The sequence below is a fragment of the Asaia sp. W19 genome (assembly GCF_003994335.1).
Taxonomy (GTDB): Bacteria; Pseudomonadota; Alphaproteobacteria; order Acetobacterales; family Acetobacteraceae; genus Asaia.
Genome location: NZ_PNQZ01000061.1, coordinates 226,199 through 239,957, shown reverse-complemented (window position 1 = coordinate 239,957; position 13,759 = coordinate 226,199). Strand labels below are relative to the sequence as shown.

13 protein-coding genes are annotated in these 13,759 nt (G+C 59.9%); all 13 read left to right on the top strand.

Going from position 1 to position 13,759, the window contains the following annotated elements; all coding sequences use genetic code 11:
• Nucleotides 1-4 precede the first annotated feature (4 nt).
• The 13 genes from C0V97_RS12260 to C0V97_RS12200 all read left to right on the top strand — a co-directional run bounded on the left by C0V97_RS12260 (nt 5) and on the right by C0V97_RS12200 (nt 13,340).
• Nucleotides 5-1,876, top strand: a complete 1,872-nt coding sequence (locus C0V97_RS12260; protein WP_127102866.1) for a hypothetical protein — start codon at nt 5-7, stop codon at nt 1,874-1,876.
• Nucleotides 1,876-3,822 carry a hypothetical protein gene (locus C0V97_RS12255; protein ID WP_127102865.1) on the top strand — a complete coding sequence of 649 codons (1,947 nt, stop codon included), beginning with the start codon at nt 1,876-1,878 and terminating at the stop codon, nt 3,820-3,822. The genes C0V97_RS12260 and C0V97_RS12255 overlap by 1 nt, the downstream gene beginning before the upstream one ends.
• On the top strand, nt 3,819-4,226 hold the full coding sequence (locus C0V97_RS12250) for a hypothetical protein (protein WP_127102864.1): 408 nt from the start codon (nt 3,819-3,821) through the stop codon (nt 4,224-4,226). Before C0V97_RS12255 ends, C0V97_RS12250 begins: the two co-directional genes overlap by 4 nt.
• A gap of 162 nt (nt 4,227-4,388) precedes the next feature.
• Nucleotides 4,389-4,979 carry a hypothetical protein gene (locus tag C0V97_RS12245; protein WP_127102863.1) on the top strand — a complete coding sequence of 197 codons (591 nt, stop codon included), beginning with the start codon at nt 4,389-4,391 and terminating at the stop codon, nt 4,977-4,979.
• Entirely contained in the window at nt 4,955-6,550 is a 1,596-nt protein-coding gene (locus tag C0V97_RS12240; protein WP_127102862.1) for a hypothetical protein, read from the top strand. Before C0V97_RS12245 ends, C0V97_RS12240 begins: the two co-directional genes overlap by 25 nt.
• 1 nt (nt 6,551) lies before the next feature.
• Nucleotides 6,552-8,600: a hypothetical protein gene (locus C0V97_RS12235; RefSeq protein WP_127102861.1), complete on the top strand. Its 2,049-nt coding sequence runs from the start codon at nt 6,552-6,554 to the stop codon at nt 8,598-8,600.
• Nucleotides 8,600-8,881: a hypothetical protein gene (locus tag C0V97_RS12230; RefSeq protein ID WP_127102860.1), complete on the top strand. Its 282-nt coding sequence runs from the start codon at nt 8,600-8,602 to the stop codon at nt 8,879-8,881. The genes C0V97_RS12235 and C0V97_RS12230 overlap by 1 nt, the downstream gene beginning before the upstream one ends.
• Nucleotides 8,882-8,904: 23 nt before the next feature.
• Nucleotides 8,905-9,831, top strand: a complete 927-nt coding sequence (locus C0V97_RS12225) for a hypothetical protein (protein ID WP_127102859.1) — start codon at nt 8,905-8,907, stop codon at nt 9,829-9,831.
• Nucleotides 9,832-9,840: 9 nt separating this feature from the next.
• Nucleotides 9,841-10,785 (top strand): DUF5309 family protein, encoded by a 945-nt coding sequence (locus C0V97_RS12220; protein ID WP_127102858.1) that lies wholly within the window; start codon nt 9,841-9,843, stop codon nt 10,783-10,785.
• A gap of 65 nt (nt 10,786-10,850) precedes the next feature.
• Nucleotides 10,851-11,147, top strand: coding sequence for a hypothetical protein (locus C0V97_RS12215; RefSeq protein WP_127102857.1), 297 nt, complete (start codon nt 10,851-10,853; stop codon nt 11,145-11,147).
• Nucleotides 11,147-11,767 (top strand): hypothetical protein, encoded by a 621-nt coding sequence (locus C0V97_RS12210; protein WP_127102856.1) that lies wholly within the window; start codon nt 11,147-11,149, stop codon nt 11,765-11,767. Before C0V97_RS12215 ends, C0V97_RS12210 begins: the two co-directional genes overlap by 1 nt.
• Before the next feature lie 9 nt (nt 11,768-11,776).
• Nucleotides 11,777-12,064, top strand: a complete 288-nt coding sequence (locus C0V97_RS12205; RefSeq protein ID WP_127102855.1) for a hypothetical protein — start codon at nt 11,777-11,779, stop codon at nt 12,062-12,064.
• 76 nt (nt 12,065-12,140) lie between these two features.
• On the top strand, nt 12,141-13,340 hold the full coding sequence (locus tag C0V97_RS12200; RefSeq protein ID WP_127102854.1) for a hypothetical protein: 1,200 nt from the start codon (nt 12,141-12,143) through the stop codon (nt 13,338-13,340).
• The last annotated feature ends 419 nt before the right edge of the window (nt 13,341-13,759 follow it).

Genomic DNA, 13,759 nt, shown 5'->3' with positions numbered 1-13,759 from the left:
CGGGATGAGCTACGGAAGACAGTTCCTCGCTGCGTTTGATTCCTCGGGGATCAGCCCGAAGTTCCTCCCCGCAGCGTATGGAATGCTCGGTCAAGAATCCTCCAACGGAGCCGCTTCGCCCAACCTTCTCCAGGTCACTTCTAGCACCGCTGCGAACCCCGGCTATGGCCTAGCGCCGCTCTCCGATGAGGACCGGAACGATCCTCAGAAATCCTCCGCCTTCGCCCTCAACCTGCTCAAGGCCAAGGCGGACCATGCAGGTTTAAGCTTCGACAATCCCGACGACTATGCTTCGATCCTGCGCCTGCATAACGGCGGGGGAGACCCGAACTACGTTCAGCACGTCGCCGCACGAATCCCTTCAACACCCCCTGAAACGGCCCTGAGCGGTCCCGCAGAAGGAACGCAAATGTCCGGCTCAATGACGCAGCCTCCGCCTGGCCAAGTGGCTTTCCAAGGTCCTCAGCCGACCCAGGATATGTTGGATGCTGCCGATCCCCACAGCTCACGCACTCTGTCTCAGATGCTGCTCCGCGCTGGCGCCGGATTCGCGGGGGGCCGCACGTTTGGTGAGGGGCTTTCTGGTGCCCTTGCTGGTGCCGCCGACACCCTCGATCAGCAGCAGCAGGCCGCCTATGAACTATACAGGCAACAGCAGCTTCAAAGTCTTTACGGGCTTAAAGCTGACACGACGAACGCGAACAACGAGACCAAGGTAGGCGTTGCAGGTGCGCGTAACGCAACGAGTGCGCGGAATACAGATGTGCGCGCAGGGGTAGCGGAGCGCGGACAAGACATAGGGCACGGCGATCGACAGGACGCCATCAATTCTCGGCAGAACTATCAGAATGCGGCCCTGGCGCTTCGGGGGCAGATTGCCAACTCCCGAGGGGCACAGGCGGCGGCCCTGACCGGGGCGCCTTATACGCCTGTAACGATCCCTCAAAATATTGGGCAGGCTCCCGCAGGTGTTCCGCAGTCTCCCCCAGCCCCACCTCCCCCGGGCGTCCCGTCAACACCCCCTGCAACGCCCCCTCAGCCCGCCCCTCTGGCGCCCCCGACGCTCCCTCCCGCGCCTACCACGGACCCTTGGGCGCTCCCTCCGCTGCCCACTCAGGGTGGCATCAGAGGCGCTCAGCAGTTCGCGCAGAAGAACCAAGGGGAGCGCGATCGGTACGCCAGAGATCACGCTTCGGCCCTGACGGATGACCAGGCGCTGCTGAACAACCTCGACCAGTACCAAGGGGCCTATGACCGGCTTCAGAGTACTGCGCTGTCAAAGCCCGGTATGGGCGCATCGTGGCGTATTCCACTGGCCTCTGTTCTATCCGGCAATGGGCTGGGCAACGCTGACGCGGCTGAACTCAACAAGCAGCACAATACGCTGACAGCTCAGCTAGCTGGGGCCAAGGGCCGAGTTCTGGTCGCGGGGCTCAAGATTGCTGGGGCTTCGCTCCCTGACCAGTCTGTACCTTACCAGGCAGGTAACGCTATCCTTCAATCCACGGCGGCCAATACACGCCTGCAACAGGCGGTCGATCAGGCACGGGCCACGCTGCTTCAGCGGAACCCTAACGCCACCCCAGCGCAGATTGAATCAGCACTTGGGGAGTACGTTCAGGGCGTTGGCAGTCCGTTCACCACGGGCTCTGATGGCTCAGTCACCCCCCGTGATATCCCCAGCTTTGAGCAGTGGAAGGCGGGTGGTCATGCTGATCCTGAGGCCGCTGAGGCGGTTTCAAAGGCCTTTCCAAAGGCTCCGGCAATCACTGCGCCTCAGGCCGCTATCGACTACCTCCGCAATAACCCGCAGTTCTCCGACGCCTTCGACCAGAAGTACGGCAAGGGAGCCGCAGCAGCTACACCAGGAAAGTAATGGCACAGAACCCGTTCGACCAGTTCGATGCAAAGCCTGCGTCGAGCGGGGGAAACCCATTCGACCAGTTCGATGCTCCGAAAGGTGGGGCACAAGCAGCGCCTCATGAGTCCACCCTCCATCACTGGGCTGGGCTTACGGGCCGAGCCCTGACAAATGGCGTGACGGGACTGGCAGACATGTTCTCTCATGCTGGGGACACGGACTTGGCTCAGGCGTCCGCAATCCGTCCTGAACTTGCTGAGGTCAAGCCCACTCCCGTCAGCGAACAGGCAGAGGCTGCCCTTGATCGGGCTGGCGTAGCGAAGCCGAATGGTGCGGGTGAGCAGCTCTATTCAGGGGCGGTCAGTGCGCTTCCGGGAGCCGCGTTAGGCGGTGCCGCTGGAGCCTTAGCGCGCCTCGGCACGGGTGCTGCCTCAGGTGCAGCGTCCACGGGTGCGGGTATGCTTGCCCACGCAGCGGGGGCGTCCCCGTCGCAACAGGCTGCGGCAGAACTCTTGACAGGTCTTGCTGTCCCAGGCGGGCTGGCTGCTGGATCAAAGGCTGCGGACATACGAGCCTTGTCAAAGGTCGCCCCGGACCGCGCTCCAGTCACGGCCTCCGTAATCTCAGGAATTGACGCCCACCACGGCTCGACGCTTAACAGCGGCCCTTGGGCAAATTCAGCAGCCAGCTATGTAAAAGACGGCGCGGAGTCCCTCAACGGACTTTCAGACGCTCTCCACAAGAACGCTCTGATCACAGCCGCGCAGCGCGTCACGATCAAAAACGCAGTCCAGCAGGCAGCGGCGCACCAGAATAGAATATCGACGGCTCCGGGTTCGGCCTATGACACGATATCGCAGATGCAGAATCTGCCGCCAAGTGTCAGGGGCACTTTGCTGAGTGGCCTGGACCACCTCGATACGGCCTCTAGCAACAAACTTCTGAGGAACTCTAAGGGTCCCCTTGAGAAAGTCGGGGCAACGGCTGGCGGCCTGATTCCGTTCTTCGGCCACCACACGGCCCTAGGAATGCTCGATGCGCCGCCCGGTGTCGTTATCGGCGGGGCAATCGGACGGGGATTGGATAACAAGCTGGGGCTAGCAAAGGCTCCCGCACAGCGGCTCAACAGCGCCGCACAGCGGGTTCTCGATATCACAGGACAGCAGGTTCCAGAGAGTCCCCTGTCCAGAGCCAGAGCCGTATCCGCAGGACTGAATGAAGCAGACCCTGAGATGCTTTTCGAGGCCTCCGCAGGTGACATGGGAAGTCCGATCAGGAACCCTGAGAATATAGACTTTGGGGTTCCGCAGGGTCCCGCTACTCCTCCACCCCGTGCCTCTCCACAGCCGCAGGCACCCTCAGGCGCGACATTAGCGCCAGAAACCGCAGCAGGTGTGGCGGCCCCGTTCCAACCTGAATTGCGGGGTGGGCAGGTTCTGATCAACCATAAACTGACTGATCAACGGCTCCCGCCCGCGCTTCACAGCGAAATCGCCGCAGCAGTTCAGCAGGGTATTGGCTCAGGGTTGCCCCAAAGCGCAGCAGACGCAATCCTTGCTGGGCAGAACACGGATGGCTACACGGCGCGCTACCTTGCCCGCATGGTCCATCACCAGAGGACTGGCGCAGAGCGTCCTGAGGACTACGACGCCGCAGCCGCCGATGCAGTCAGCAGAGCATTTGCCTCTGTTCCTGATCTACCTAACGGGCCCTCCAATATGGGACGCCCCATTGACAACTACCACCGTTGGGCGGGAGCAGCGCGCTCGTATCAGTCGGCGGTCGATGGAGCCGCGCAGGCGGCCTCCGCAGCCGGACACCATGAGGTCGCGGCGCGTATGCAGGACCTCAAGGTTCTCCCCAAGACGGAAGCAAAGCAGGGACTCTACCAGGAGCTTCTCGCCAAGCACCCCGAATCCGCCTCTTTCATCTCCCCTCAACTCCTCAAAGGGATTGATTGACAGATCAGACAACGTTGACCGCAGCAGCGGCCAGACGCCGCACGTTCGCGGCAACCATGAACAAGGGTGCTTCGGGCTCCTCTCAGTCTCAGGATAGCCTTCAGCAGAACTCTGCCAATCAGCCTGGCGTGGTGGCAGGACTCGACAACATCAACCGGGTCCGCAAGTCCAAGGGTAAGGCGAAGAAGACTCACTACGGTGCCCACGCAGCCTCCTTGGCGCAGGCTGCCCATGACAACGGCAAACCGGCACTGGCCTCTGCAATCACTGCCGTAGCCCATGCTCCGCACCCTCAGGACAAGATGCAGGTGGCTCAGAACTACCTTGCAACGCTTCCTCCTGAGGAGGCTCAGCAACACGCCCACATGTTCACCAAGCAGCTCATGAAGCAGCCCGAACAGTGACCTTAGGGGACCTTCTAAGGGACACCCAAGCTGTCCTCTCATGCCCTCTGCTGGACGACGCTGAAGCTCAGGCCGCCGTCTCCCACCTTACTGGCCGCTTTCTGGCCGCCCATCGCCCCGAAATCGAAGCGCAGATAGCGCAGAAAATAGGAGATACGCCAGTTGGCAGCCTACGAACGTTATATTGCCGAGGACGGTCTGCCGAGGATCGTCCGACCACCGACCGCAAAGCCGCTCAACCGGCATCCCCTGTTGCAGGACAAGGTAAGGGGGATCTGGTACCCGTGCCTCGTCGGAAAGGTGCCTCATTACCCCGCAACTCGTGAAGAGTATGAGGAAGTCCAGGTTGCAAGCTCCAAGCGTATAAAGCGCCTTGTCGAGCTGAAGAAGTGGGGCTGCCAAGGCGTCCCTCCTGGCTGGGCAGGCAAGAAGAAGCTCCTCGCCAAGATCAGGCGCGAAGGGGCGGAACGTGCAGACAGAATTGTGAAGAAGATGATCGAAGAAGGCATCACCACTGACGAAGGTGCAATGGCAGACGTTGCGCTGGCCGCTGCCGTTGAAATCGTCATCACCAAAGATACGGCACCTCCGACTGAACACGAGGCCCGTCCAACAAGTAGATACCTCTACTCGCCGCGCGACCGGCTGAGCGCCATCAAAACCGTCCTTGAGTTCACCAAGACCAAGCCGGTTGTGAAGACCGAGGCACAGCTCTCAGTCGCTGAGGCGTGGCTGGACAGGATTTCCGAGTAATCACTCAGGATCGCCAGGCGCTGAGGCGCCGACTTTATGACGACTTTGAGTTCTACGCCCGTCACGCCCTGAAGATCAGAACGAAGAAGTCCGAGATTGTTCCGTTCATCTTCAACGAGGCTCAGCGGCGTCTCAGCGAAATTGTAGAGAAGCAGAAGGCAGCCACAGGGCGCGTTCGCGTCATCATTCTGAAGTCCCGCCAGCAGGGCCTATCCACCTACGTTGAAGGGCGGCTCTACTTCCGGGTCTCCCAGCGCAAGGCCAAGAAGGCAATGGTGGTCACGCACCATGCCACAGCTACCTCAACCCTGTTCGACATGACGCAGCGGTTTCATGAGTTGTGCCCCGAAGTCCTGAAGCCGTCCACCAAAACTGCCTCCAGACGTGAATTGCGCTTCGGCCATCTGGATAGCGGCTATATCGTTGCCACAGCAGGCGGCGACACCGTAGGGCGCGGCGAGACGCTCACACACGTCCACGCCTCTGAGGTCGCCTTCTGGCCCAAGTCGTCCAGCCGAGAGATCTTCTCAGGTCTGATGGACGCGGTGCCCAAGACGGATGACACTGAGGTTTACATCGAGAGCACCGCCAACGGTATGACCGGGGTGTTCTATGAACAGTGGCAAGAGGCCGTTGCGGGCCGATCAGAGTTCGTTCCCGTGTTCCTCCCTTGGTTCATTGATCCAAGCTGCCGCGTTGAGCCTGTAAAGGGCTTTCAACGGACCCCTATGGAGGAAGATGAAGCGGCCAAATACGATCTTGACGACTGGCAGCTCATGTTCCGCCGTCAGAAGATCGCGGAGAAGGGTCTGGACCTGTGGAAGCAGGAGTACCCGGCTACCCCTGAGGAAGCCTTTCTGACCTCCGGGCGTCCCGTGTTCGATCCGCTCAAATTGGACGATATGCGCCGCCTTATTCAGCCGCCTCGGTCTCGCATGGCGTATGAAGGCGGGAAGTTCGTTGATCACTCTATGGGGGAACTTCAGCAGTTCTACCCAATCACACCGGGCGAGAACTACTTCATCGGGGCAGACGTAGCCGCTGGGGTCAACGGTGACTGGTCCGTGGCACAGATCCTCGACCCTGACATGCGCCAGGTGGGCATCTTCCGCGCTCAAGTAGACCCTGACTATTTCGCCCATATCCTTGCGGCACTGGGCCGTCTTTACAACGATGCGCGGGTCATTGTGGAAGCAAACAATCACGGCATCCTCACCGTGACGCGGCTATACAAGGACCTGTTGTACCCTAACGTCTACTCAGACGAGGTGCACAATCAGGAGACCGATCAGGTCACACGGCGGCTGGGGTTCCAGACGAATGTTTCTACTAAGCCACTGATCATCGACAAGCTGCGCGCCGAGGTTCGGAAGAACCAGGTAGCTATCTACGACCCGGCTACGCTGGACGAGATGCGGACCTTCATCGTCACCCAATCGGGCCGCATGGAGGCCGATAAGGGCAAGCACGACGACACCGTTATGGCCCTCGCAATGGCTCTGCACATCACTGAAAAACGCTGGGTTCCCATAGAGGTCCTGGACGATTGGTATCTTTCCCCTCAGGAGTAATTTGGCAAAACTGACAGACGCGGCGATTGCCGCTATTGCCCAGACCGGCATTGGCCAGTCTTACGGCTACGGCGGCAGCTCGAAGCTGTCCAAGGAACGGGAGCGCGTCTCCCGCTACTATGATGCCGAAAAGCCTGGAATGCTCCACAAGGGAGACTCTGACTACCGCTCGATGAATGTCTATGTCGGTATTGAGAGCATGAAGGCCCAGCTCCTTGAGGTCTTTTCAGGGAACACTCGTCCGGTCGTTTTTAACACGGCCCCCGGCGAGACGGATATGCAGGCCAAGTTCCGCACGGATTACGTTACCCGCGTTATCTTCTCGCAGAACTCAGGCTTTCAGGTGTTCCAGACGGTTATCGAGGACGCGCTGAAGGCCCGTAACGGGGTCTGCAAGGTCTATTGGGAGGCCTCCTATGAGGACCAGTTCTATGACCTGAGTGAGCCGTCTTACGAGCAGCTCATGGCCTTCCTTATGAAGGACCCTACGAGTTCCGTTGAGGAGGTCGAGAAAGGGGACGAGGACGGTACTCTGAAGCGCGTTCTCGTGAAGTGCAAGCGCAACCGCTCCCAAGTCCGCCTGCGCCCAATTCCTCCTGAGGAGTTCGGCATCTCCCAAATGGCAACGTCCATTGAGGAGGCAAACCTGGTGTTCCACCGCCAGTCCATGACCAAATCCGAGCTGATCAAGCACGGGTACCCCAAAAGCATCATTGAGGACCTACCTGATGATGACGGCATGGACGAGCGGCTCAATCCTGAGGTCGTGCAGCGGTTCGGGCAGACGGGCGATATCATCGGCCTGTCAGACCTTGACGGGGACACGCAGGATGCCCGCAAGCTCTACACCGTCTATGAGTGCTATATGCACCTCGACATTGAGGGGGATGGCACAAGCCAGCTCTACAAGGTCGATCTGTGCTGCAATCAGGTTCTGGACAAAGAACCTGTCAGCCATAAGCCCTTCATCGACTTCTGCGCTCTGCCTCGGTCCCATGCATTCTACGGCGCCAACTACGGCCTTCTTCTGGTTCCGACGCAGAACGCGCAGACGTTCCTGACGCGCTCGATCATCAACCACTCGCTGATCACCACCAATCCCCGGATGATGGTCGCTCAGGGGGGCGTGACGAACCCACGCGAACTGATGGAAAACCGCCTCGGCGGCATCGTCAACGTCCGCGACGTAATTTCCTCTGTGGCTCCGCTGCCGCAGGCGTCCCTTAACCCATTCGTGTTCCAAACCATGTCCCAGCTTCAGCAGGGCGGCGAGGAAATCAGCGGCATATCCAGTCTGTCACAGGGGCTGAACAAGGACGCCATCTCTACCCAGAATTCTCAGGGCATGGTGCAGGACCTGATCGCGGTCTCGCAAATCCGTCAGAAGATCATCGCCAGGAACTTTGCTGAGGTATTCCTTCGCAAGCTCTACTCAATGGTCTACCGGCTGATCCTGGAGAATGAGGAGCCGCAGAAGCTCATTCAGGAGTCCAACGGGGTTTGGACGCAGACTGACTTCACTCAGTGGCCCGAAGACACCGAGATGGATATCTCGTTGGCTCTTGGGTACGGCGAGCAGGCGAAAGAGGCCCAGAAGTGGCAGGCAATCGACCAGTACCTATCCAACCCAGCCAATGGGTATGGTCCGGCTTACGCGCCTGAGAAGAAGTTCTACGTCGCTAGCCGAATTCTGGAAAACATGGGGATCAAGGATGCAACCAGCGTTCTGCTGCCTCCTGACCAGATTCCGCCCCCGCAGCCCGATCCGATGCAGCAGGCTGACCTCGCTGTTAAGCAGGCAGATGCTCAGGTCAAGCTGGCCAATGCCGAGGCCGCTAAGCTCAATGCTCAGCTATCTCGTGAGGAAGCCCAGCAGAAGTATGAGCAGGGCATGGCGAAGATTCAGCTTCAGACTGAGAAGGCTCATGCCGATCAGGGTCTCAAGCAGGATCAGTTCAATCACAAGGTGGCGGTCGATACGACTGAGCTGCTCATGTCGAAACAGGCCCTCGCAATGGGCGATGCACAAGCAAGGATTGACCCCGGTTGATGCACCCTAACGAGGACCAGGCTGCGCTCTTGATTGAGCGCGGCGCGGCTGCAAAGCGCCTGCTCGATGACACGACTTTCTGCGCTGTGGTCGATGATCTGACGAACTACAACCTATCCGCCCTCTGCGCCGCAAAGCCGGGGGAGGCAGGCCGGGAGGCCAGGGAATATCACCACCTGCTCCAATACGCGCTGACTGAAATCTGCCGAGAATTGCAGATGCGCCACTCAGCCGGAGAGCAGATGGCCGATGCCCTACACAACCATGAGGACACATATTGATCCTGCTTAACAGAGGGCCTCTCATGGCCCCTGAGGGTGCCGCTACAGCGCCTGTTGAACTCGACGCTACGGATGCCTTCGCGGCCCACTTGGAAGCCTCTCAGGCACCTTCTGAGGTCTCTGAGGAGCCTCGCAGGAAGCCCCCTGAACCAGAGCAGACGGACGCAGCGGAGCCTGAGCGCGCCGAGGCTCCTGCCGAAGATGACGATCCAGACGTTGAACTCCCCTTCGGCGAGGAGATCAAGACCTACAAGCTGAAGGAACTGCGTAGCCTCATTGAGGAGCACGGGCAGTTCTCTGGCCGCTTCGCTGAGGCTGCCAAGGCATCTGAAGCAGCTACGGCTCAAAAGGATCGCCTCGAAGCCGCCTACACTGAAATGTGGAAGCGCGCTGAGGAGCGCTACGCGCCCTACAAGGACCTCGACTGGCTTGCAATCAGCCGGGACCCTAATGTGGACCCTGAGACGTTCAAGCAGGTCCGCGCTGATGCTGAGGCAGCCTACAAGGACCTCGCGTTCCTCCACAGTGAGGTGAACGGGCGTCTGGAGGAAGCCCGCAAGGCCGCTGAGGATGCCCGTCAGGAGGCCGCAAAGGCCTGCGCTGCGGAACTTACCGACCCTATGAAGGGCATCAAGGACTTCCCCGCCGTTTACCCCAAGCTCGTTGAATTTGCCCGTAAGAGCGGCGTTGAAGGCATCGAGAATGTCACAGACCCGACGATGCTCCGCCTCCTCCACAAGGCATACCTCTACGATACCGGCAGCAAGACCGTGGATGCTCAGGTCCAGAAGGTCGTCAATAAGCCCAGCCGGGTGATCAAACCGGGCTCAGCCGGTTCAAATGCTGATGCGTCCGAGAAGGATGGCCTGAACAAGGCTCTGAAATCCCTTCGCGCAAACCCCACCGACCCTGACGCCATCACTGCGGCGTTCATGGCGAAACTTCACTAAGGTAGATATTTGACCACTGTTTCCTCCTACGATGTTGTAGGCACCAAAGAAGATATCTCGGACGTTATCTCCAATATCGCTCCGACCGCTACGCCGTTCCAGTCGATGATCGGCGGCGATAAGTCCACTCAGAAGCTGTTCGAGTGGCAGGAAGATTCGCTGATGAACGTGGGCCAGAACGCCCAGGTCGAAGGCGCCAGCGCCCCGGCTGCACAGTTCAACCCGACTGTCATGCGCTCCAACACCACGCAGATTTTCACCAAGACTGCCAGCGTGACGGGCTCAATGCAGGCGACCAAAACCTATGGCCGTGGTCAGGAGCTTGCTTACCAGCTCGGCCTGCGCTCCAAGGAGCTGAAGCGCGACCGAGAGTGGGCCTTCATCGGCACCGGCCAGGGCAAGGCCGCAGGTGCGGACGGCACGGCCCGTGAGATGGCTGGCTACCAGGCCATGATCGACCCCAGCATGGTCTACACGGCAGGATCTGGCCTGAATGCCACGGGCACCGCTCCGGCAGCCACGGCGCTCACTGAGCAGATGCTCCTGACGACGCAGCAGGCCAGCTACAATGCCGGTGCTGATGCCAACACGATCATGGTTCGCCCAAGCGATGCCAACACGATTGCTGGCTTCTCGGCCTCTAACCGCACTGTGTTCGTCCAGAACCAGGACACGACGCTGAACCACAACATTTCGATCTACAAGTCCCCTTACGGGACCCTTAAGGTCGTGATGAACCGCTTCATTCGCGGCACTGGCGCATCGGGCACCCCTGATACCACGGCGGATGCCCTGCTGTTCGATCCGGCGATGTGGAAGCTCGTCACCTTCCGTGACTGGTTCCGCCAGACGCTGGCCGTCACTGGTGACAGCACCAATGTTCAGATCCTTGGCGAGTTCTCCCTGAAGCACATGAACTTCAAGGGCTCGGCGCTGATCACGAACTTGGCCTGAAGCCACTCTGAGGAGCCTCTAACGGGGCTCCTCAACTTCCCCTTCACATTCTTCAAAGCAGGCCCTTGAACGTTTTCAACACTGTCCACACCGACTTGATCGGGCAGGATGACGGATCGCTTGTGATCCTCCGTCAGCAAGAACTCTCTGATGACTTCCTCGCAAACCTGCGGGACGAGCGCCTAGCCTCGAAAAATGTGAGGGAGCGCGAATACATGAAAGTCGCCTCCATTCCAGCCGCCGTATTCGACCTCTGGTGTGCCCAAGGTCTCGACCCTTGGAACATGGAGGCCAAGGATATCGTAGCGCGGCTCCGCAGGGATAATCTTGAGGCGTTCCTTGCGACCTCGAAGGAGGTCTGATGGCCGCCCTTCAGGATATCCTCAGCGACTTCAACGGCGAGCTGAACCGGGACGACTGCTCCCAGGTACAGGCAATCAATTTCGTCAATCGAGGCTTGGCGCGTATCCAGCGGTCCCTCAGGGTCCCTTCGATGGAACGCCACAGGCTTATCCTCGCGCAAGGGCAGATGACGTACGCTACCATGCCTGACGATTTTCTTGAGATGATTGACGTATTCGCCAGCCTCTCTTGTCAAGACCGAAGCCGCGCGCTGGAGCGGCGCGCTTTCCGTCAGATTGTCGGACTGCCCAACCAGATAAACCCTGAGGCTTACGCCCGGATTGGGAGCACGATCCATTTCCGGGGGGCCATTCCGCAGGGTGGGTCGGTTCTCTTTCACTATTATGGCGCGGTTAGCAGTCTATCCAACCTCACGGATACGAACGAGTTCACGCTGGCCTGCCCTGATCTCGTCACCTACGCCGCCCTCAAATATGCGGGGCTATGGTGCGATCACCCGTCAACTCAGACCTGGGAGGACACCTTCACAGGTCTTTTAGGGGACGTTCAGGGGCAAGCAATTGCGATGGAGAGCAGCGGCGGCCCAGCATCTATACAGCCCCTCTATATCACGGAGTAAATGGCGCCCATGAGCGGCACCCTGTCCACACCCGGGCCGACGCAGATTTGCGGCTCTTTCTTCTACGACAATACGGCGACTGTTGCAGCGGCCTTGGATTTGCAGACCGCCCTCCAGGTCGCTGTGCCACAGGTTACAGCAGCCGCCCAAACGGCGGAGGCAATTGCCCCAACACTTGCTGAGGCACTCCAAAGCGCGAACTACTTCCTGACGGGGGACCTGCGGGGACTTCCGACCGTGCCGGGCTCAGTCGGAACGCTCTGGAACAATGGTGGGGAAATTGCCCTTGTCCAGTAATGAAGCGTTCCCTTCCCCAACCCTAAACAATGTGACCGTCCTAGGGGCTTTGACTGGTGCCCTTGATGCAGGGACAGTGGGGGGAGTTTCTCTTGACGCACTCTCTCTCCGGGCGCTGCTCCCTTTCAACAGCTCTTTGGCGTCCTCGGTGGGCGGGTACGGGCTGAATGCAGTTGTCCCCGATGGCAGCACCCCAGGAAAATTCTGGGTCTCGACGGTAGCGGGGAATGTGTCTGTCCCCGGTGCGTCCGGCGCTTCGTGGGGCGATCTGTTCGCTGGGCTTGTGGCTAATGCTGGCGGTGATCTGGGGGGTATCGTCAAGGCAAGCATAGACACCCCGACTGGCAATCCGGCCTTTCAGGACGGCACGGGAAATTGGCACGTAGTGCAACCAGCCGGGAACTATCAGGCAGCCGGTAACTATCAGCCAGCCGGTAACTATCAGGCAGCCGGTAACTACCTTGAAACTGCCGACACGGGCCAGCAGAGCGTGGCAGGGCCGGTCTCCTTTATGCAGAATCCGACTGGAACGACCGCGCCTCTCGGAACGAGCGACAAGTCTTTCGCTACGACCGAATTTGCCGCCCGGCTGAATTCCGGTCGCAACCTCAATACGACCGTCATTACATCGTCCCAGACTTACACTGTCCCGGCTGGCGTCTATAAAATTCGTGTTCGCCTCCAGGCGGCGGGCGGTGCGGCGGGGGGAAGCGCCGATAACACCAGTGGGGGCGGCTCGTCCTGCGCTTCAAGCGGTGGCGCGGGTGCCTATGTAGAGGCGATCTTCCCCGCCACTCCTGGTCAGCAGATCCCGATCAGCATCGGCGTCGGTGGCGTTGGCGTGACTGGCAAGGCGGGCGGAACCGGAGGCGCCAGCACATTCGGCCCGTTTGGCTCGTTTGCTGCGCTCTCATGCCCCGGTGGGCTTGGCGGCTATGCCGGAACACAAACATCCTCCAGCGCTGCGTCGTCAATTCCGGGATGCCCTGGCAATGGACTGCCGAGCGGCCCGAACATTGTTTACGCGGTTGCAGCGGCGGGCGGTTTGCCCGGTATCGCTGTGCTGGGAACAGCCGCAGCTCCCCCTGGCAGCAATAGCCCTATGGGTGCGGGTGGGGCCGGTATCACTGTCTATAATGGCGGCACATCGCAGCCCGGCGGGAACGCAGGCGGCTGGGGCGGCGGCGGCGGCGCTCATGCGAACCAGCAAGCAGCCCAAAATGCGGGAGGCGCAGGAGCCAACGGCGTCGGCATCATCGATGAATTTAGCGCCTGAGGAGTACAAACATGACGCAGCCTGACGCCTACTCGGTATATCTTACCGCAGCTACGGTTGAACACCCGATCGGATACGTTATCGACCGGGTGCTCTGGGACGGCAGATCCGACTGGTCCCCCCCAGACGGGACGGCAGCTATCCCCGACCACGAAGGCCAGCACCCGATCGGTAGCAGCTACACTGCGCCGTCCGCCTGACCAGCACAGCAGGATCACCTCATGATAGGAACCAGAAATATACACACTAAAATGCCCTAAGTGGGCCTTTGCACTTGCCCTCACAAGCCTTCTAACAGCCTGTGCGGGTTCCCTTCAGGGGTCCGTCTACCAGACCCTTTACGCCTCTCAGGCCACCCTCACGGCCTCTGAAACGGTCGCCAAGCAGTACGTTGAGGGCTCCTTCGGCCCTCCCAATGC